The sequence below is a fragment of the Actinomadura litoris genome (assembly GCF_009733595.1).
Lineage (GTDB): Bacteria > Actinomycetota > Actinomycetes > Streptosporangiales > Streptosporangiaceae > Spirillospora > Spirillospora litoris.
Genome location: NZ_WOFH01000020.1, coordinates 37,753 through 56,745 on the forward strand (window position 1 = coordinate 37,753; position 18,993 = coordinate 56,745).

Below are 18,993 nucleotides of genomic sequence, written 5' to 3' on the forward strand. Positions count from 1 at the left end.
CTCGCAGGTGAGTTATAAGACCCAATAAGGCTACTCGCACTTGCACCTCGCGGTGTCCACCCGGGGTGCCGCCCACCTCCCGTGGCCGTTCACCGGGGGCCGCGCGGTGAACGGACGGGCGTGTGCGGCGCGCCGCGTCCCCCACGGCGCGGGGTATGCCGGCGACGGGTGCGAGGGGGCCCGTGCCGTGCGCCGAGGGGACCGCCGGGGGTGGCCCCGACGGAGGATCAGACGGGGGATCAGTGCGTGTGCGGCGCGACCGTCGGGCCCTCGCTGGCCTGGATGAGCACGAAGCCCTGGCCCTGGTAGGCCAGCTGCATCGCCTCGCCGCTGCCGCGCCCGATCAGGGCGGACGCCTTGAACGTGCGGTTCACGCCGACCTGGAGGCTGGTGCTCCACGCCACGGCGGACTGGCCGTCGGCGAAGGTCGGGGCGCGGCCGCAGTCCAGCATGACCGGGGTGCCGTGGGTCGTGAGCGCGACCCAGCCGGTGCCCTGGAGGGTGGTGTTGAACAGGCCGCCGGCGGCGATGCCCGCGCCCTGGACGCGCTGGATGTCGGACTGGAGGTGGGAGTCGTAGGCGAGGATGTTCTTGCCGTTGACCGTGATCCCCTCGTTCTCCAGGTAGAACAGGTGGATGTCGTCGGCGTCGTTGGCGACGAACAGCAGCCCCTGGCCCTTGACGCGCATGAGGGGCACGCCCTCGCCGGTCAGCGCCTTCTTCATGAACTTGCCGATGCCGCCGGCGCCCTCGTAGTCGAACTCCATCTGGCCCTGGAAGGCGACCATGGAGCCCTGCCGGGCGAGGACGTCGCCGTTCAGGTGCACCCGGAGCATCTTGGAGTTCTGGAGTGCGAAGTGGCCGGGCAACTGCTGGCCCTGGTCGATGTTGCCGAAGAACTGGCTGCGCATGGTCGGCTGGCCTCTCGTGTCCTGTCGTGGGGATCTATCTGGAGATCCGTCAGCATAACGACGGGATGCGCCAGGTCATGAACTTTCCCGGCAGGTGGCGCCCCGACCGCGGCGGACGTGGCCGACCGAGCCGGTCAGCCGGAGGCGAGCCGTTCGCGGCCGTGCGGCGCCGCCCAGTCGAGGAGGGGGCCCTTGGGGACGATGCGGGTCGGGTTGATTGTGGGGTGCGTCACGTAGTAGTGGCGCTTGATGTGGTCGAAGTCCGTCGTCTCGCCGAACGCGGGGATCGAGTACAGGTCGCGGGCGTAGCCCCACAGGTTCGGGTAGTCGGCGAGGCGGCGCAGGTTGCACTTGAAGTGCGAGTAGTAGACGGCGTCGAAGCGGGCGAGCGTCGGGTAGAGGCGGACGTCGGCCTCGGTGACGGCGTCCCCGAGCAGGTACCGGCGGCCGGCCAGGCGCTCCTCAAGGCCGTCGAGGGTGGCGAACAGCGCGTCGAACGCCTCCTCGTAGGCGTCCTGCGCGGTGGCGAAACCGGCCCGGTAGACGCCGTTGTTGACGGTCCGGTAGACGAGGTCGTTCAGCTCGTCGATCTCCGGGCGCAGCTCCACCGGGTACAGGTCGGGCGCGCCGGGCCGGTGGAAGGCGGTGAACTCGGTCTCCAGCATCGTGGTGATGTCGGGGAAGTCGTTGGTGACGAGACGGCCCGTCTCGGTGTCCCAGACGCAGGGGACCGTGTACCGGCCCGTGAACCCGGGGTCGGACGACAGGTACAGCTCGGACAGGAACACCGTCCCGGTGACGGGGTCGTGGTCGGGGAACCGCCAGCCCCGCTCGTCGCGGATCGGGTCGACGACGCCGACGCCGATGACCTCCTCCAGGCCGAGGAGCCGCCGGACGATCAGCGTCCGGTGCGCCCACGGGCAGGCGTAGGAAACGAAGAGCCGGTAGCGGCCGGATTCGGCGGGGTACCCGCTCCCTCCGTCCGCCGTGATCGTTTCGGTGAAGCGGTTGCGCTGCCGGACGAACCGTCCGCCCTCGACCTCCTGCGCGGTCATGACGGGCTCCTCCCCAGGTCGACGTCACGGCCCCGGACGGTCGTCCCCGCGGGGGATCCGCGCCCGGGAACCCCACGGCTACGATAACCGTCAGTAGCTTTGTCGAACTAGTCGGACTGGTCGCGGAGCGGCTGGAACCAGCAGGTGGCAGGGGAGCACATGCTCGAGAACTTCAACGCTCTGGCCGACGGGCTTCCCCCGTGGCTGGTGCTCCTGCTCATCGCGGGCCTGGTGTTCGCCGAGGCGGCCCTGTTCTTCGGGTTCGTCTTCCCGGGCGAGACCGCGATCGTGGTCGGCGGCGTCCTCGCCAGCCAGGACAAGCTCTCGCTGCCGGTGCTGCTGGTCGTCGCGGTGGTCGCCGCCGTCGCGGGCGACTCGGTGGGCTATGAGATCGGCCGCAAGTTCGGGCCGCGGCTGCTGGAGACCAGGGCGATGAGCAAGCACCGCGCCAAGGTCGCCAAGGCGCAGGACCTGATCCGCCGCCGGGGCGCGTTCGCGGTGTTCATCGGCCGGTTCACGGCGCTGCTGCGGGCGCTGATGCCCGCGCTGGTCGGCAGCTCGCGGCTGCCGTATCCGAAGTTCCTGCTGTTCAACTTCATCGGCGGCGTCACCTGGGTGCTGACGTTCACGCTCGGCGGCTACTTCGCGGGCGAGGCGTTCGACCACGCCGCCAAGCTCGCCGGGCGCGGCCTGGCGATCGGGCTCGCCGTCGCCGCCGTCGTCGCGATCGTGGTGTGGAGCGTCCGCAAGCACCGCCGGGAGGCCCACGAGGAGGCCGAGGTCGAGGCGGAGGAGTCGGAGCACACCCTGGAGCAGACCCACCCCTGAGGCCCGCACGGGCGGAGGGCCGGCGGGTGGGAGGCCGGCGGGCTAGAAGCCGCCCGAGGGGTCGAGGCGCATCCGGCCGCCGACGTGCGGTAAGTCCAGGAAGGTGCGGATGCCGGGCGGGGCGGCGCACACCACCGGGATCGCGTTGAGCGCGTGGCACGCGGCCGCCGACAGCGGGTCGGTGATCCAGTCGTCGCCGGTCGTCAGCGTGACCGACGGCAGCCCGTGCACCCGCACCGCGTAACCGGGCGGCCCCCAGAGCGGCTGCCGCGCGGCGTCCGCCTTGTGGATCGCCTCGATCGTGAGCACGGGGCGGCCCGCCGCGATGCCGTTGAACGTCCAGCGGGCCGCCGCGACCGTGCCGCGCGGGATCAGCCCGGACGCGACGCGCAGGTCGGCGCCCGCGAGGCGGTGGTCCACGTCGACGTCGATCTCGTCGAGGTCGATGTGCAGCCCGGCCGCCATCAGGTGCAGGCTCTCGGAGTACAGCGACCGCATCGCGGTGCGGGCGGGCCGGAGCGCGCGCAGGTAGGACTCCTCGTCCCGGCCGAACCCGATCATGTGGTGGACCATCGGCCAGGACGGGTGCCGGGCGAGGTCGTTGCACTCGCGCGCGTACACGTGGGAGATCCCGCACGACATCCGCGACAGCATCAGCGGCAGGACGTCCGCCATGAAACCCCGGTTGATCCCGCAGCCGTGCAGCGACGTCCGGCCGCGCTTGCACGCCTGCTCCAGCTCGTTCACCAGGAACGGCCCGTGCGCCGCCGGGTAGACGAGCCCGTTCATCGAGATGACGTTCTTGCCGGAGGACAGCAGCGCGCACACCGTGTCGAGGTCGGCGTAGGGGTCCCCGGTGGGGCCCGGCGCGTAGACGACGCAGTCGGCGTCCAGGTCGAGGATGTCGGCCAGCTCGCGGGTCGCGGTGATCCCGGTGGCCTCGCGCCCGGCGAGCACCCCGGCGTCCACGCCCTCCTTGGCGGGGCTGTGCACCCAGACCCCGGCCAGCTCCAGGCGGTGATGGTCCAGCACGCCCCGCAGCACCCGGCATCCGAGCGCTCCGGTCGCCCACTGCACCACGCGGAGCGGGCGGGGGCGTGCGTCGGCGGAACTCATCGAGGAATGACCTCCGGTGCTCCGTCGCGGCGGCGGGGTACCGCGATGGGTGTGGAGACTACGCGGAAAGGACGGCGAAATGCGGCAATCGTCGCAACTTTCTGGGAAGCCGCAGCGTGCGCCGGGGATGCCGCCCGCACGTGCGCGGGGTGCGCGGCCGAGCCGGATTCGGTTAGCTGGTGCCCCCCGGTCGCACCGCTTCCGGCGGTGCGACCGGGGTGGCGGTGATGGGCGAGCGTGAGGAGACAGGGATGGCGGAACTGCGCTTCGACGGCCGGGTCGCGGTCGTGACGGGGGCGGGGCAGGGCCTCGGCCGCGGGCACGCGCTGGAGTTGGCCGCGCGCGGCGCCCGGGTGGTCGTCAACGACCTCGGCGGCGACCGGTCCGGCGCGGGCGCGTCCGCCGGGCCCGCGCAGGCGGTCGCGGACGAGATCACCGCGGCCGGCGGCGAGGCCGTCGCCGACCCCGGCGACGTCGCGACGCCCGAGGGCGCGGGGGCGATCGTCCAGACCGCGCTGGACGCCTTCGGACGGGTCGACATCGTCGTCAACAACGCGGGCATCCTGCGCGACCGCTCGTTCAAGAACATGACGGTGGCGGAGTTCGACGCGGTCATCGCCGTCCACCTGCGCGGATCGTTCCTGGTCACCAGCGCCGCGTGGCCGCACCTGCGCGAGCGGGGCTACGGCCGGGTCGTCAACACCTCGTCCCCGGCGGGCCTGTTCGGCAACTTCGGCCAGGCCAACTACGCGGCGGCCAAGATGGGCCTCGTCGGGTTCACCAGGACCCTCGCGCAAGAGGGCGCCAAGTACGGGATCGGGGTCAACGCGATCGCGCCGATCGCCTGGACGCGGATGACCGAGGACCTGCTGCCCGCCGAGTTCGCGGACCGGCTCGGCGCCGAGCAGGTCGCGCCGCTGGTCGCCTACCTCGTCCACGAGGACAACGCCGAGACCGGCGAGGTCTACACGGTCGGCGGCGGACGGGTCGCGAAGGTCTTCGTGGCGGAGGGCCCCGGCTACGCCCAGGCGGGCACGCTGTCGGCCGAGGACGTCCGCGACAACTGGGCCGCGATCAACGCGGCCGAGCCCAGCACCGCCCACCGGAGCATGGGCGAGCAGATGGGGCCGCTGATCCGGCGGCTGACCGGCGGCTGACCGGAGGGGAGCCCGAGCGGCCCGCCGGCCGGGCGGGACGGGGGCGGACCGGTCCACGCCGCCCGTCCCGCGGGCCGGGGTCCGAACCGGCGGGACTAGCCGGCCAGCGCGGTCGCCAGGGCCTCCACGTAGCGGAGGGCGGCGAGGCGGGCCAGCGCCGGGTGCGCGCCGAGGGGGCCGGAGTGGGCGGCGCCGATCGCGGCCGCCGCGGCCGCGACGTACTCCCACTCGGGCTCAAGGCCGATGAGGTGGGGCGCGAGGGCCACCGAGGCGGCGCCGGACGCGCGGAGCTGGTCGGCGGCGCCGCGGACGGCCATCTCGTCGCCGAGCGAGGCGGTGAAGACCGGCGCCGCGAGCCGGGAGGCCAGCAGGACGCTGGTGACCTCGGCCTGCCGGACGGCCGAGGGGCCGCCCGGGGTGGCGACGACGAAGCCGGACGCGCCGGTCACCATCGTCATCATCCTGATCCGGTCGGCGCGGGCGAGGCCGGCGTCGGCGAGGCGGTCGTGCAGCGCCTCGGCGATGAGCGGGTGCGGGCCGAGCGGCTCGGCGGCGACCGCGGGCGCGGGCGCGGCGGCGACGGCGGCGCGGACGGCCGACTCCAGCGCCGGGTCGGGCCCGGTGGACATGGGGACGACGACGGCGGCGGGCTCGTCGGGGTCGCCCTGGGTCAGGCCGGCGAGCACGGCGGGCAGGCCCGCCTCGTCGCCTTCGACGTAGCCGACGTGGGCGGGCTGGCCGGTGTGCTCGATCTCGACGAGCCGGGCCAGCTCCGCGGCGATCTCGGTGCCGGCCCGCCGCGCGGCGCCGGGGACGGCGAGGACGAGTGTGGGGGATCCGGGGGGCAGCAGGAAGGACTCGTCGCCGCGATGTCGCCCGCCGCGCGGTGTGCGGCGGCGTCGCGACGGGAGTGCCTCGGATGCCTGGCTTTCGGGACTCACGGCGGGAATCGTAACGCCCCCGGGCCCGGGAGTCGGCCTTCCGCCCTGGCCGGGCCTGCTTCGTGGCGCGTCCGGGGCGCCGTCGTTCCCGCCCCTGTCACTGCCTGTATAGATCGTCGATCTCCTTCCCGTGTCGTCGCGCCCGCTTCGCTGGATGGCCGTGCCGACGGTCGTCGCCGGCGGTCGTTCCGGGGACTCCGCCGAACGTTGAGCGAAGCAGCAGAGTATGGCGCATTCCGCTCCCGGCGACAGGGGGAAATGAACTATCTTGTTCGGATTTGCCGTTATCTCATTCCGAACACCGCCCCGCCGGCCCGGTGCGAGCGTCCCTCCGGTGGTACGGCGTTCATCCCACGAACGCTCAATAGCGGCAATACACGTGAATGGGACCGAAGGGGTTGCGGTGCCGACAAGGGGCGCCTTTATGATCGCAGCACCCCGCGCGCCGGCCCGAGGGACCGCCAGGGGACGGTGCCCGGTTCCGGGAGGCTCCGGGGGTGGTGTCCGGCCTCGGGGGTGACGTCCGGCTACGGGGATGAGGGAACGCGATGACGCACAACACCGTGTCCGGTGAGCTCAACTGGCTGCTGAACGACTTCGCCGACCGCGTGACGACCGTCCGGCAGGCGGTGATCCTGTCCCGCGACGGGCTGGCGGTCGCCGCGTCCAGCGAGTTGGGCCGCGAGGACGCCGAGCACCTTTCCGCGCTGGCCTCCGGCGTGCAGAGCCTCGCGCGGGGCGCCGGGCGGCACTTCGCGGGCGGCAACGTCCGCCAGACCATCATCGAGATGGACGCGCTGCTGCTGTTCGTGACCGCCGCGGGCGACGGCACCTGCCTCGCCGTGCTCGCCGAGGCCGAGGCCGACGCGGGCCTGGTCGCCTACGAGATGGCGGTGCTGGTCAAGCGCGTCGGCCAGCACCTCCAGGCCAACCCGCGCTTCGGCACCGCCGACCGCTACTGACCGGACGCCGCGGCGTGCCGGAGGAGGTGCCCCATGGTCTCCACGGTCCGGGTGGACCCCGAGCGGCCTGACGGGCCGGTCAGCACGAAGATCCTCATCGCCGGCGGGTTCGGCGTGGGGAAGACGACGATGGTGGGCTCGGTCAGCGAGATCAGGCCGCTGCACACCGAGGAGCCGCTGACCGAGCGCGGCGTGCTCGTGGACGACACGACCGGCGTCGGCGGCAAGACGACCACGACGGTCGCGATGGACTTCGGCCGCATCACGCTGTCGGAGCGGCTGCTGCTCTACCTGTTCGGCACGCCGGGCCAGGACCGGTTCTGGTTCATGTGGGACGAGTTGGCGACCGGCGCGATCGGCGCCGTCGTGCTCGCCGACACCCGGCGGCTGCCCGCCTGCTTCCCCGCCGTCGACTACTTCGAGCGGCGGTCGCTGCCGTTCGTCGTCGCGGTCAACTGCTTCGACGGCGCGGAGCGGCACCGCCCCGCCGACGTCGCGGACGCGCTGGACCTCGACCCCGGCGTCCCGGTGGTGCTGTGCGACGTCCGCCGCCGCGAGTCCTCGAAGCGGGTGCTCATCGCGCTGATGGAGCACGTGCTCACCTGGGCGGAGTCGGGGCGGGCGGGCGGGGGCGCGGAGCAGGAGGACGGTGGAGGGGCCGGCGGGGCCGGGGTGGCGCCCGCGGGCTGACGATCATCAGTGCGGTCCCCGTGAACCTTCGACGTAGTAGGCTCCGGCAGACCCCCGTACACCCCGCATCGGGAGGTTTCACAGTATGTCCCAATCATGGCAACGCCGAAGGCCGTCCACGTGAGCAGGGTCCACGCGCCGTGAGGGCGCTCCGCTTCTCCTCCATCCGGTCGAGGATCACGCTTCTGGTCCTCGTGCCGCTGCTCGCGCTGGCCTCGCTGTGGGTGTTCGTCACGAGCATCACCTACGGGGACGCGCGGGAGCTTCTGCAGGCCCGGGAGTTCCAGAACAAGTCGGTGCTGCCCACGCAGCGGCTCATCGACGCGCTGCAGAAGGAGCGGCGGCTGTCGCTGGCCGAGCTCGGCGGCGCGCGGACCTCCGACCGGGGCCAGATGCGCATGCAGCGGCAGTCGACGGACGAGGCGCGGGAAGAGGTGCGGCGGGGCAGCCGGGACGGGAGCATGCGCGGGGCGATCCAGCCCGCGATCGTCCGGCGGATCGACGCGTTCGTCGCGCGGATCGGCTCGCTGGAGGCGACCCGCCGCGCGGTGGACGAGCGGGTCGTCGGCCGCGACCGGGCGCTGCGCGAGTACTCCGACCTCATCGACGCGGGATTCGGCGTCTACTCCGCGACGACGGCGGGCAACGGCGCCATCACCGCCGACGCGCGCACGCTGACCGCGATCGGCCGCGCCCGCGAGTTCCTCGCGCGCGAGGACGCGCTGCTCACCGGCGCGCTCGCGGCCGGGAGCCTCACGCCCGCCGAGCGCGGGGAGTTCGCGCAGCTCGTCGGCGCGCAGCGGATGCTCTACGCCGACACGGCGCCGAACCTCCCGGCCGCCGGCCGGGCCCGCTACGAGGCCATCGCGACCTCGCCGCTCGCCGTCCGGCTGCGGACGCTGGAGGACCAGGTCATCCGCGGCGACGAACCGGCCCCCGCGAAGACGCGCGGGGCGCGCGCGGGCGGCCGGGGCGCGCAGCCGAACCGGGGCGCCGAGCGGGCGCAGCCGGTCGACGCGCCGGTCTGGCGGTCGGTCGCCGACACCGTCAACGGCCGCCTCTACGACTTCGAGAACCAGGCGCTGGACGACGTCATCGACCGCGCGCACGGCATCGCGGTGGGCCTCGTCCTGCGGCTGGCGCTCGCCGGGGGCCTCGGCCTGCTCGCGGTGGTGCTGTCCACCTACATCGCGGTGCGCGTCGCGCGGCGGCTGCTGCGCGAGTGCCGGACGCTCGCGGGCGGCGTCGTCGACTTCACCCGGCAGCGGCTGCCGCTCATCGCGGCGCAGGTGCGCGCGGGCAAGACCGCCGAGCCCGAGCCGCAGCCCGAGGTCGAGTACCGGATCGGCGAGATCCGGCAGATCGCCGAGTCCTTCGACCGCGCCCGCGAGGCCGTGCTGCGCGCCGCCGCGGGCGAGGTCGCGGCCCGGCGCGGGATCAGCGAGGTGTTCGTCAACCTCGCCCGCCGCAACCAGGCGCTGCTGCACCGCCAGCTCAGCCTGCTCGACACGATGGAGCGGCGCACCGAGGACCCCGCCGAGCTGTCGGACCTGTTCCGCCTCGACCACCTCGCGACCCGCATGCGCCGGCACGCCGAGGGCCTGGTCATCCTCGCGGGCAAGACCGCCGGGCGCGGCTGGCGCCGTCCCGTCCCGCTGGTGGACGTGGTGCGCGGCGCGGTCGCCGAGGTCGAGGACTACCCCCGCGTCCGCGTCCAGCCGCTGCCCCGGGTCGCGCTGCTCGGCTCCGCGGTCGCCGACGCCATCCACCTGCTCGCCGAGGTCGTGGAGAACGCCACGACGTTCTCGCCGCCGCAGTCGCCGGTGCGGGTCAGCGGGCACCCCGTCGCGAGCGGCTTCGCGATCGAGGTCGAGGACCGCGGGCTCGGGATGACCGACGAGGCGCTGCGCGCCGCGAACGCGCGGCTGGCCGAGCCGCCGGAGTTCGACCCCTCCGACAGCGCGCAGCTCGGGCTGTTCGTCGTCGGGCGGCTCGCCGAGCGGCACGACATCCAGGTCACGCTGCGCCAGTCGCCCTACGGCGGCACCACCGCGATCGTGCTGATCCCCGCCTCGCTCGTCGTCGAGGCCGCCCAGCCCGAGGTCGCCCGCCGCGCCACCGGCCCGATCGAGGCCGTCACGGCCCCGGCGCTGTCGGCGTCGGCGCGGCCGAGGGCGGACCAGAGCGGCGTCGTCCGGCTGGTGGCGGGCACCGACTCGGCCGCCCCGGCGCCGGCCGCGCCGGTGCCGTCGGCGCGCCCCGAACCCGAACCCGTGCCCGAGCCCGCCGCGGACGAGCCGCCCGCGGCCCCCCTCAAGGACGGCGAGCTGCCCAAGCGGCGGCGGCAGTCGCATCTCGCCCCGCAGCTCAAGCAGCGGGTGGACGCGCATCTCGCCGAGCAGGACCGGCGGCGGCCCGAGCCGTCCGGCACGATGCCGCTCTCCGCCCCCGTACCGGCGGACGCCCGGCCGGAGCCGGGCGGCGCGGGGCCGGGAGGCGCGGGACCGGGAGGCGAGGCCGCCCCACAGGACGCGCCGGAGGCGGACGACCCCCGCTCGCCCGAGGCGCTGCGCTCGATGATGTCCGCCATGCAGGACGGGTGGCGGCGCGGCCGGGACGAGTCCGCCGGGTCGGCGGACGAGCCCGGCACCGGGCGGAACCGAGGCGACCAGGAGGACGACACCCGATGACAGATGCCCAGCACTCCGGCACGGAGGTTCCGGGCGGAGGCGGCGGTGAGCTGAACTGGCTGCTCGACAGCCTCGTGCAGCGGGTCGCGCCGGTGCGGAACGCGGTGGTGCTGTCGAGTGACGGCCTGCGCATCGCCGCCTCGCGCGGCCTCGCGCGCGAGGAGTCCGACCATCTGGCGGCGGTCGCCGCGAGCTTCCAGAGCCTCGCGCGCAGCGCGGGGGAGTCGTTCGGCGGCGGGCCCGTCCGGCAGACGATCGTCGAGATGGAGTCGTCGTTCCTGTTCGTCACCGCCGCCGGGCAGGGCGCGTGCCTGGCCGTCCTCGCCGCCGGTGACGCCGACCTCGGGATCATCGCCTACGAGATGGCGATGCTGGTGACCCGGGTCGGCCAGCACCTGTCGGCGAACCCGCGGTCCGCCGCGTCCGAGCCGGGCGGCGTGTGAGGTGGACGGCGGACAGTCTCCCGGGCCGCCGCTCCCCGGGAACGGCGAGCCCGGCCCCGGCGAGCCCGGACCCGGTGCTTCGGAGCCCGGTGCTCTGGGGCCCGGTGCTCTGGGGCCCGGTGCTCTGGGGCCCGGTGCTCTGGGGCCCGGTGCTCTGGGGCCCGGTGCTCTAGGGCACAGCGCCAGGCACGGCGCGGCGGGGACGGCGTGGTTCGACGACGCGGCCGGCCCGGTCGTGCGCCCCTACGCGCTCACCGGCGGCCGGACGCACTACGACGGCGTCGAGTTCGACCTCGTGTCCCTGGTCACCACCGTCGTCCCGGCGGAGCCCGCCGATGATCCGCCACCGGCGTCCGCGCCCCCCTGGGCGCGGGAGCCGGAACATGAATTGATCTTGGAGCTTTGCCGCACACCGCTGTCGGTGGCCGAGATAGCGTCGGATCTGGAACTCCCCCTCGGGGTGGTCCGCGTCCTGCTCGGCGATCTTCTCGATCACTCGCTGATCCAGGTCCGTCCCCCCGCGCCGGTGGCGCAGTTCCCCAGCGAGCGCGTACTCAAGGAAGTGATCGATGGAATCCGTGCGCTCTGACGCGGCCGCCGCACCCGGCGAGTCCGCGCTGACCGTCAAGATCCTTGTGGCCGGCGGCTTCGGCGTCGGCAAGACCACCCTGGTGAGCGCGGTGAGCGAGATCCGCCCGCTGCAGACCGAGGAGGCCCTCACCGAGAAGAGCGTCGGCATCGACGACACGTCGGCGGTCGCGAACAAGACGACCACGACGGTCGCGATGGACTTCGGCCGGATCACGCTGCCGAACGGCCTCGTGCTGTTCGTGTTCGGCACGCCCGGCCAGGACCGCTTCTGGTTCATGTGGGACGAGCTCGCCAAGGGCGCGCTCGGCGCGGTCGTGCTGGTCGACACGCGGCGGCTGGCCGACTGCTTCGCCTCGGTCGACTACTTCGAGCGGCGCGGCGTCCCGTTCATCATCGGCGTCAACCGGTTCGACGGCGCCGGGCGGCACTCGCCCGACCAGGTCCGCGACGCGCTCGACCTGCCCGCGGACGTGCCGGTGGTCGACTGCGACGTCCGCGACCGCGAGGACGCCAAGCAGGTGCTGATCACGCTCGTCGAGCACATCATGCGCACGATGAGCGGCCGGCAGTCCGTCACGTACTAGCCGGCCGCCCGTACCGTCACCCGACCCGTCACCCCACCGGGCCCTGGGCGAGGCCCGGCGGGGGACGGAAGTCGGCGAAGTCGAAGCCGGGGGAGACCACGCAGCTGACGAGGACCTCCCGCCCCCCTGTGGGACGGGCGGCCTGCCACACCCCGCCGGGGATGACCGCCTGCGGGATCTCGCCCGCCGCGAGGTCGGGCCCGAGCTTGATGGTCCGCGGCGTGTCGCCGGGCGCGTCGCCGTCGCCGCCGAGCAGGAGCGCCAGCGGTCCGCCCGAGTGCCACAGCCACACCTCGTCGGAGCGGACGGCGTGCCACATCGACTCCTCGCCGGGCGGCAGCAGGAAGTAGATGCCGGTCGCGGAGCTGCGCTCGCCCGGGTAGCCGTCCGGGGTGAGGCGCGCGGCGGTCCGCCATGTCTCACGGAACCAGCCGCCCTCGGGGTGCGGCAGCAGGTCCAGGGCCTCCGCCGTGGCGGGACGCGCCAGGAACGCCACGTGGCGGCCGTCGGGCCCGCGCCTGGCGTACCGGATCCCGGTCACGGCCGCGGCCGACAGGTCGATCTCGTCGGGCGGCGGGGACAGGCCGGGGTCGAGGCCCACCGCGACGACCTGGCCCGCGGCGAAGGCGTCGTCGGCGATCGCGAGGGCGGCGGTGTCGTCGTCGGGGGCCCAGACGGCGCCCGCGTCCGCCAGGGCGAACCGGGGTCCGGGCCGGGTCTTCCACGCTTCCAGCGTCGTGATCAGCAGCACGCCCCCGAGCCTAGGCGAGCCGGGCGATAAGCGTTTCCCTTTGGAGGGCCCCGCTGGCAGCATGGGGCGGGTCATGCGGCCGAGTGATGGGGGCGAGATGCGCCAGGTCTTCGAACACTCCACGTTCCCTGCCAGGACGAGAGCCTTCGAGGACTTCACCGCCCATGACCGACTCCACCCGTTCCACCCTGAACCTCGGCATCCTCGCGCACGTTGACGCGGGCAAGACCAGCCTGACCGAGCGGCTGCTGTTCGACACCGGCGCGATCGCGCGCCTCGGCGGCGTCGACACCGGCGACACCCAGACCGACCGCGGCGAGCTGGAGCGCAGCCGCGGCATCACGATCCGCTCCGCCGTCGCGTCGTTCGGCTTGGGCGCGCTGCGGGTCAACCTGATCGACACACCGGGCCACGCCGACTTCATCGCCGAGGTCGAGCGCGCCCTCGGCGTGCTGGACGGCGCCGTGCTCGTGCTGTCGGCCGTCGAGGGCGTGCAGGCGCAGACCCGCGTGCTGATGCGGACGCTGCGCGAGCTGTCGCTGCCCACGCTCGTGTTCGTCAACAAGATCGACCGCATGGGGGCGCGGCGGGACGGGACGCTCGCCGCGATCCGGCGCGGGCTGCCGGGGCGCGCCGTCCCGCTGAACGACGTGCTCGACGTGGGCACCCCCGCCGCGCGCACGGTGCCGTGCCCGCCCGATCCCGAGATCCTGGCCGAGGCCGACGACGTCCTCCTCGAAGCGCTCGTGGACGGGCGCGACCCGGGGCCCGGCGCGGTGCGGGCGGCGCTGCGCGCGCAGACGGCCGCCGGGACCGCCCAGCCGCTGTACTTCGGGTCGGCGCTGACCGGCTCGGGCGTCGCGGACCTGCTGGACGGGATCGCCGCCCTGCTGCCCCCGGCTCCCACCGGCGGCCGGGGGGAGCCGCGCGGGTCGGTGTTCGCCGTCGAGCGGGGGCCGACCGGCGAGAAGGTCGCCTACCTGCGGCTGTTCGCGGGGGAGCTGCGGCCCCGGCAGCGGATCACCCTCCAGGGAGGGGACGGCGCGCACACCGGCCAGATCACCGGCCTCGACGTCGTCGGCGCGTCCGGGACGCGCGCCGGACTCACGGCCGGGAACATCGCCCGGATCCGCGGCCTGTCCAGGGTGCGGGTCGGCGACCGCCTGGGGGAGCCGGAGCGCGCCGTGCCCGCGTTCCCGCCGCCGACCCTGGAGACGGTCGTCTCGGCGCGGCGTCCCGCGGAGTCGGCGCGGCTGCGCGCGGCGCTGCTCGCCCTCGCCGACGAGGACCCGCTGATCCGGGCGCGCCCGGCGCCGGGCGGCGCGACGTCCGTCCTGCTGTACGGGGAGGTGCAGAAGGAGATCATCGGCGCGCGGCTGCTCGCCGACGCCGGGGTCGAGGCGGTGTTCGAGGAGAGCCGCACCGTCTACGCCGAGCGCCCGGTGGGCGTCGGCGAGGCCGAGGAGGACATGGACTGGCGGCGCCGCACCCCCGACTTCTGGGCCACGGTCGGGCTGCGCGTCGAGCCGGGGCGCGGCGTCACCTTCCGCCGCGAGGTCGAGTTGGGCGCGCTGCCGCACGCGCTCGACCGGGCGATCGAGGAGACCGTCCGCCGGACCCTCGACCAGGGCCTGCACGGCTGGCCGGTGACCGACTGCGCCGTCGTGCTGACCCGGTCGGGCTACGCCTCGCCGGTCAGCACCGCCGCCGACTTCCGCGGCCTCACGCCGCTGGTGCTGATGGCGGCGCTGGTGGCCGCCGGGACGCGCGTGTACGAGCCGGTCCACGCGTTCGAGGCGGAGATCCCGGCGGACGCGCTGAGCCCCGTCCTCGCCCGGCTCGGCGCCCTCGGCGCGGACGGGCTGGAGCCCGAGCCGTCCGCGGGCGGGGGATGGACGGTGCGGGGCGGCATCCCCGCCTCCCGGATCCGCGACGCCGAGCGGTCGCTGCCCGCGCTGACCCGGGGCGAGGGGACGTGGTGGTCCCGGCCGTCCGGCGACCGGCCGGTCACCGGCCGCCCGCCCGCGCGCGACCGCACCGACGGCAACCCCCTCGACCGCGAGGCCTACCTGCGGCACCTGGCCCGGTGAGGCGCGACCGGGGCGCGTTCCGAACCTGGGCCGCGGCCTTGGCGCACCGGTCAGTCCATCTCGGAGAGGCGGGCGGGGTCGAAGGAGATCGTGAAGGGGCGCTCCAGGGCCAGGGTCTCGCCGGCGCGGGCCCGGCCGGCGACCCGGTAGCCGCCGTCCGCGAGGTCGAGCATCGTGACGGTGGGGCGCGGCTCCAGGTCGATGAGCCAGTAGTGCGGGATGCCGGTGGCCGCGTACTCCTCGACCTTGCGGACGCGGTCGATCTGCTCGTTCACCGTACGGGGGGTGACGACCTCGGCGACGAGGATCAGGTCGGGGCCGTAGTAGGTGCGGGTGCGGCGCTCCAGGGCGGCGCGCGCGACGTCGCGGCTGACGGCGAACACGTCCGGCTTGCGGATCCCGGCGGGGGTCGTGACGTCCTGCGGGGCGCCCGCGACGTGGACGTCGGCGTCGGCCTGCCGCGCGGCCTCCTTGAGGATGCCCCGCAGTTGCTGGGCGGCGTGGTCGTGCCACAGGTCGCCCGGCAGCTCGTGCAGCCAGCCGTCGGCGAGCTCGTAGCGGCGGCCCTCCTCGGGCAGCGCGTCCAGGTCGTAGAGCGTGTACGGGCCGTACGTCGCGCCCATGGACCTTCTCCCCCCTCGTCCTCCGAGCCGTGCCGTAGGCCGTTCCGGGGGGTGCGGGGGACGTCCCCCACAAGAGACCGGGCCGTTCCCGAATCTAGTGGACGGACGTCCGGCGGTCCGGAACCAAGATCGCGCGTCGGCCGGATCCGGGCGAATCTCTCGAAAGGCGAGCGATGGTGAGTTACGATACATCGCGAGTCGGCGCCCCATCGTCGGGAGGCGGCGGCGTGGAGGAGAGATGCGATGAGCGCCGAGCAGCGGAAGGCCGGGGCCGCCCTGCGCGCCTCGGACGGCGACCGCGACGAGACCCTCGTGCGGTTGCACACCGCCTACGCCGAGGGGCGCCTGACCGACACCGAGCTGGACGAGCGCATCGACCTGGCGCTCGCCGCCCGCACCCGCGCGGAGCTCGGCCGGGTGTCGGACGACCTGCCCGCCGCCAAGGCCCCGACGGCCGTCCCGGCCGGACGCCCGGCCGGGCGGTTCCAGATGGCCTACAAGAGCGCGGTCAGGCGCAGCGGCCGGTGGCGGCTGCCGGAGCGGTTCACGACCGTCATCTACAAAGGGCACTCGCTGCTCGACTTGCGCGAGGTGGAGCTGGAGGGGCCGGTCACCACGATCCGCGTGCTCGCCTACAAGTCCACGGTCGAGATCGTCGCCCCGGCGGGCGTGCGGGTCGAGGCGGAGGGCGTGGGGGTGTCGTCCGAGGTCGGCGGCGTGCCGCCGGTGGACGCGCCGGTGATCCATGTCCGGGGATTCGCGTACAAGGGGGAGATCGAGGCGAAAGATCGGTTTCGCCGGGCCTGAGGTGATAGAACGCTCCCACGGCTAGGATCGGCCGCCGTTCACGTCGATGTCCGGGCACGGGCGGATGTGGCGCGGTTTGATGGTGATCCATCGCGAACTCGGGCTGCGGCCGGTGAATGGAGCGCGTGTGACGGCGAGGACCCCCGGGCAGGACGAGGCGCGGCTCGCGATCGAGGACGAGCCGGTCGACTCCCGCCGGATCCGGCGGCGCCTGACCTTCGGCGTCGCCGGCGACCTCGCCGGGCTGCCCGCGTCGCTGTCGCCCTGGCAGCGCGCCTACGAGGCGTGGCGGTCCGCGGGCCTGCCGTGGGGGCACGGCCCCGCGCCGGGCGTGCCGTCCGAACCGCTCGTCACCGCCCCCAGGCCCGCCGGGCCCGCGCTCGCGCCCGTCCGGGCGGACGAGGCGCCGCCCGCGCGGAAGCCGACCAGGACACCGGTCGACGAGAAGGTCTACTCCCCGCCGCGGCCGCGCCGCGTCCCCGGCCGGACGCGCGGGCTGCGGGCGGGCGTCGCGGTCGCGGCCGGGCTCGTGCTGGTGGCGGGCGGGGCGATCGTCCTCCTCGGCCGGGACGGGGGCGGGCCCGACCGTCCGCGCGTCCCGGCGGCCGTCCCCGCCGACCGGCTGTTCGCGGCCGACCCGGCGGCGATGGCGGACGGCCTCGTCCAGGACCTCGCCGCCCTCGGCTCGGACGGCGCGACGCTCGTCGCGGCGGGCACGGAGGGACCCGGCGCGCAGGGCCGCGAACGCGCCGAGTTCCTGTACTCCGGCGGCCCGGGCGGTGCGGGGCGCGCCTGGCGGGCGGCCCGCGTCCGCGCGGCCGACGGCTCGGAGCCGCCGCTCGGCGACCGCCCCCGCCTGGTGTCGGGCGGCCAGGGGAGCTGGGTGGCGCTCGGCCGCGACGCCGCGGGCGCCGTCGTCGCCTGGACGGGCGGGGACGCCGCGACCTGGACACGCCAACCCGCGCTCGGCCCCGCGTTCCGGCCGTCCGACGAGGTCAACGCGCTGGCCCGCACCCCGCGCGGGTTCGTGGCGGCGGGCGCCGCGTCCGGCCGGGCCGTGGTGTGGAGCTCGGCCGACGGGCGCGCCTGGCAGCGCCTCGACGGGCTGCGGGCCGCGGGGATCACCCGGCTCGACCGGCTCGCCGCGTCCGGGGACGTCCTGGTCACGCACGGGACGTACGAGAAGAAGGTCACCCGCAAGAAGGGCCGCCGGAAGGCCACGCGGACGGTGCGCGGCGAGGGCGTCTGGCGCTCGGCGGACGGCGGGCGGACCTGGACGGCCGCCGACGTCCCGCAGGGCCAGGGCTCCTACGGGGCGACGAAGGGCCTGGCGGCGGGGCCGGGCGGGTTCGCCACCGTTCGGGAGGGCCGCCGCACGACCGGGCGCGGGAAGCACCGCAGGACGACGCGCTTCGCGGTCCTGTTCACCTCCCGGGACGGGCGGGGCTGGCGCGCGGCGGGAACGTTCGGCGGCGCCGCGTACACCGGCGTCGAGCGCTTCGGCGGGAGCGCGGCGGGCCTGGCCGCCCTCATCACCGACCGTGTCGAGGGCAGGGACGGCCGCACGGTCCTGCGCAGCGCCGACGGCCGCGCCTGGCAGCCGACGGGCACGGTCGCCGGAGCGGGCGACGGGCCCGCGACCGAGGTCAGCGGGCTGACGGTCGCCGCGGACGGCACGGTCGCGCTCACCGGGCACCGGGGCGAGGACGCCTACCTGTCCGGCGTGGACCTGGCCTCCGTGCCCGGCGCCGTCAACACCGAGCGGACGATCAGAGCCGCCGCCCCGGGCCCCGGGCGGGTCGTCGCGGTCGGCGGCACGAACGGCGCCGCCGCCGTCTGGAGTTCGCCGGACGGCCGCCGGTGGACCCGCGCCGCGCTTCCCGCGACCCGCGGCCGGCTGTCCGACGTCGCCCACGGGACGGGCGGATGGCTCGCCGTGGGCCGCGCGTCCGGCGCGTCCCCCGGCCCGCTCGCGTTCGTCTCGCCGGACGGCGCGTCCTGGACGCAGGTGCCGTTCCCGGCGGTGGGCGAGGGGCCCTCCGCCGTGACCACCGGCCCCGCCGGCTACGTCGCCGTCGGGACGGGCGCGGCGTGGCGGACCACCGACCGCAAGGTCTGGAGGCGCACCGGCATCGAGGGCAGGCTCACCGACGTCACCGCGACCGCGCGCGGGTACGTCGCGGTCGGCGCGCGCGACACGGCGCCCGCCGTCTGGACCTCGCCGGACGGCCTGGCCTGGACGCCGGTCAGACTCCCCGCCGCCCTCGTGCCCGGCCCGCTCACCAAGGTGGTGGCGCGCGGCGACGCGCTGGTCGCGATCGGCGCGGGCCCGACGCCGCTGGTGTCCACCGACGCCGGGGCGACCTGGGCGCCCCGGCCCCTCGCCGGCGCGCCCGCCGCGCCGGCACCGGCGACCACCGCCGTGGCGGCGACGCCGAAGGGCTGGGTCGTCGCCGGCTCGCTCGGCCGGGCGGCCGGGATCTGGGCGTCCCGGGACGGCGCGGCCTGGCGCCGCGTCCCCGCCGCCGGGCTGGACGGCGCGGGCGACGCGCGGCTCACCGTCATGGCGTCCCTGGGCGGCGACCTGCTGGCCCTCGGCACCCGCACGGACCACCGCGGTACGGCCACCCTCCTGTGGCGCGCCGCGTCACCCTGAGGGCTTGCGCGGGGGGCGGAGGCTCCTCAGCCGTTGCAGCCGCAGGAGCAGCCCTTCGCGCAGGAACATCCACTGCTGTGTCCGCAACTACATCCCTT

General features: G+C 75.2%; 17 protein-coding genes. 11 read left to right on the forward strand and 6 right to left on the reverse strand.

Going from position 1 to position 18,993, the window contains the following annotated elements; all coding sequences use genetic code 11:
- Positions 1–239: 239 nt before the first annotated feature.
- Positions 240–911, reverse strand: coding sequence for an AIM24 family protein (locus GNZ18_RS37910; RefSeq protein WP_156221925.1), 672 nt, complete (start codon positions 909–911; stop codon positions 240–242).
- A gap of 134 nt (positions 912–1,045) precedes the next feature.
- On the reverse strand, positions 1,046–1,966 hold the full coding sequence (locus tag GNZ18_RS37915) for a glutathione S-transferase family protein (protein WP_156221927.1): 921 nt from the start codon (positions 1,964–1,966) through the stop codon (positions 1,046–1,048).
- A gap of 159 nt (positions 1,967–2,125) precedes the next feature.
- Between GNZ18_RS37915 and GNZ18_RS37920 the strand changes: the two genes are divergently transcribed.
- Positions 2,126–2,794 (forward strand): DedA family protein, encoded by a 669-nt coding sequence (locus GNZ18_RS37920; protein ID WP_156221929.1) that lies wholly within the window; start codon positions 2,126–2,128, stop codon positions 2,792–2,794.
- Between the two features lie 42 nt (positions 2,795–2,836).
- On the opposite strand, the gene GNZ18_RS37925 is transcribed toward GNZ18_RS37920, so the two are convergent.
- Entirely contained in the window at positions 2,837–3,910 is a 1,074-nt protein-coding gene (locus GNZ18_RS37925; protein WP_156221931.1) for an NAD(P)H-dependent amine dehydrogenase family protein, read from the reverse strand.
- A 251-nt stretch (positions 3,911–4,161) separates the two neighbouring features.
- Here GNZ18_RS37925 and GNZ18_RS37930 point away from each other — a divergent pair, with 251 nt between their 5' ends.
- Complete coding sequence (locus tag GNZ18_RS37930; RefSeq protein ID WP_156221933.1) at positions 4,162–5,067, forward strand: SDR family oxidoreductase; 906 nt, start codon at positions 4,162–4,164, stop codon at positions 5,065–5,067.
- Between the two features lie 95 nt (positions 5,068–5,162).
- Here GNZ18_RS37930 and GNZ18_RS37935 read toward each other — a convergent pair whose 3' ends face one another.
- Positions 5,163–6,008 carry a sirohydrochlorin chelatase gene (locus GNZ18_RS37935; RefSeq protein ID WP_214616729.1) on the reverse strand — a complete coding sequence of 282 codons (846 nt, stop codon included), beginning with the start codon at positions 6,006–6,008 and terminating at the stop codon, positions 5,163–5,165.
- A 548-nt stretch (positions 6,009–6,556) separates the two neighbouring features.
- Between GNZ18_RS37935 and GNZ18_RS37940 the strand changes: the two genes are divergently transcribed.
- The 6 genes from GNZ18_RS37940 (at position 6,557) to GNZ18_RS37965 (ending at position 11,968) form a co-directional block, all read left to right on the forward strand.
- Positions 6,557–6,970, forward strand: coding sequence for a roadblock/LC7 domain-containing protein (locus tag GNZ18_RS37940; RefSeq protein WP_156221935.1), 414 nt, complete (start codon positions 6,557–6,559; stop codon positions 6,968–6,970).
- A 33-nt stretch (positions 6,971–7,003) separates the two neighbouring features.
- Positions 7,004–7,660: a GTP-binding protein gene (locus tag GNZ18_RS37945; RefSeq protein ID WP_156221936.1), complete on the forward strand. Its 657-nt coding sequence runs from the start codon at positions 7,004–7,006 to the stop codon at positions 7,658–7,660.
- A gap of 140 nt (positions 7,661–7,800) precedes the next feature.
- A complete protein-coding gene (locus tag GNZ18_RS37950) occupies positions 7,801–10,350 on the forward strand; it encodes a sensor histidine kinase (protein ID WP_312874974.1) in 2,550 nt (849 codons plus the stop codon).
- Positions 10,347–10,793 carry a roadblock/LC7 domain-containing protein gene (locus GNZ18_RS37955; protein ID WP_156221938.1) on the forward strand — a complete coding sequence of 149 codons (447 nt, stop codon included), beginning with the start codon at positions 10,347–10,349 and terminating at the stop codon, positions 10,791–10,793. Before GNZ18_RS37950 ends, GNZ18_RS37955 begins: the two co-directional genes overlap by 4 nt.
- Positions 10,794–11,028: 235 nt before the next feature.
- Positions 11,029–11,382 (forward strand): DUF742 domain-containing protein, encoded by a 354-nt coding sequence (locus GNZ18_RS37960; protein WP_312874975.1) that lies wholly within the window; start codon positions 11,029–11,031, stop codon positions 11,380–11,382.
- Positions 11,363–11,968, forward strand: coding sequence for a GTP-binding protein (locus GNZ18_RS37965; protein ID WP_156221940.1), 606 nt, complete (start codon positions 11,363–11,365; stop codon positions 11,966–11,968). Before GNZ18_RS37960 ends, GNZ18_RS37965 begins: the two co-directional genes overlap by 20 nt.
- Positions 11,969–11,996: 28 nt before the next feature.
- Here GNZ18_RS37965 and GNZ18_RS37970 read toward each other — a convergent pair whose 3' ends face one another.
- Positions 11,997–12,719: a cupin domain-containing protein gene (locus GNZ18_RS37970; RefSeq protein WP_312874976.1), complete on the reverse strand. Its 723-nt coding sequence runs from the start codon at positions 12,717–12,719 to the stop codon at positions 11,997–11,999.
- 164 nt (positions 12,720–12,883) lie between these two features.
- On the opposite strand from GNZ18_RS37970, the gene GNZ18_RS37975 reads away from it, so the two are divergent.
- Positions 12,884–14,809 carry an elongation factor G gene (locus tag GNZ18_RS37975; protein WP_156221942.1) on the forward strand — a complete coding sequence of 642 codons (1,926 nt, stop codon included), beginning with the start codon at positions 12,884–12,886 and terminating at the stop codon, positions 14,807–14,809.
- Between the two features lie 50 nt (positions 14,810–14,859).
- On the opposite strand, the gene GNZ18_RS37980 is transcribed toward GNZ18_RS37975, so the two are convergent.
- Positions 14,860–15,432, reverse strand: a complete 573-nt coding sequence (locus GNZ18_RS37980; protein WP_156221944.1) for a Uma2 family endonuclease — start codon at positions 15,430–15,432, stop codon at positions 14,860–14,862.
- Positions 15,433–15,675: 243 nt separating this feature from the next.
- On the opposite strand from GNZ18_RS37980, the gene GNZ18_RS37985 reads away from it, so the two are divergent.
- Together GNZ18_RS37985 and GNZ18_RS37990 are read left to right on the forward strand one after the other, a co-directional pair.
- Positions 15,676–16,239 carry a DUF1707 SHOCT-like domain-containing protein gene (locus GNZ18_RS37985; RefSeq protein WP_156221946.1) on the forward strand — a complete coding sequence of 188 codons (564 nt, stop codon included), beginning with the start codon at positions 15,676–15,678 and terminating at the stop codon, positions 16,237–16,239.
- 127 nt (positions 16,240–16,366) lie between these two features.
- Entirely contained in the window at positions 16,367–18,895 is a 2,529-nt protein-coding gene (locus GNZ18_RS37990) for a hypothetical protein (RefSeq protein WP_156221948.1), read from the forward strand.
- Positions 18,896–18,993 lie beyond the last annotated feature (98 nt).

Excerpts from the sequence above, each read along its gene's own strand:
- GNZ18_RS37925 (WP_156221931.1), bottom strand. The coding sequence starts at position 3,910 with ATGAGTTCCGCCGACGCACGCCCCCGCCCGCTCCGCGTGGTGCAGTGG.
- GNZ18_RS37940 (WP_156221935.1), top strand. The coding sequence starts at position 6,557 with ATGACGCACAACACCGTGTCCGGTGAGCTCAACTGGCTGCTGAACGAC.
- GNZ18_RS37985 (WP_156221946.1), top strand. The coding sequence starts at position 15,676 with ATGAGCGCCGAGCAGCGGAAGGCCGGGGCCGCCCTGCGCGCCTCGGAC.
- GNZ18_RS37915 (WP_156221927.1), bottom strand. The coding sequence starts at position 1,966 with ATGACCGCGCAGGAGGTCGAGGGCGGACGGTTCGTCCGGCAGCGCAAC.
- GNZ18_RS37965 (WP_156221940.1), top strand. The coding sequence starts at position 11,363 with ATGGAATCCGTGCGCTCTGACGCGGCCGCCGCACCCGGCGAGTCCGCG.
- GNZ18_RS37930 (WP_156221933.1), top strand. The coding sequence starts at position 4,162 with ATGGCGGAACTGCGCTTCGACGGCCGGGTCGCGGTCGTGACGGGGGCG.
- GNZ18_RS37945 (WP_156221936.1), top strand. The coding sequence starts at position 7,004 with ATGGTCTCCACGGTCCGGGTGGACCCCGAGCGGCCTGACGGGCCGGTC.
- GNZ18_RS37955 (WP_156221938.1), top strand. The coding sequence starts at position 10,347 with ATGACAGATGCCCAGCACTCCGGCACGGAGGTTCCGGGCGGAGGCGGC.
- GNZ18_RS37910 (WP_156221925.1), bottom strand. The coding sequence starts at position 911 with ATGCGCAGCCAGTTCTTCGGCAACATCGACCAGGGCCAGCAGTTGCCC.
- GNZ18_RS37980 (WP_156221944.1), bottom strand. The coding sequence starts at position 15,432 with ATGGGCGCGACGTACGGCCCGTACACGCTCTACGACCTGGACGCGCTG.
- GNZ18_RS37975 (WP_156221942.1), top strand. The coding sequence starts at position 12,884 with ATGACCGACTCCACCCGTTCCACCCTGAACCTCGGCATCCTCGCGCAC.
- GNZ18_RS37920 (WP_156221929.1), top strand. The coding sequence starts at position 2,126 with ATGCTCGAGAACTTCAACGCTCTGGCCGACGGGCTTCCCCCGTGGCTG.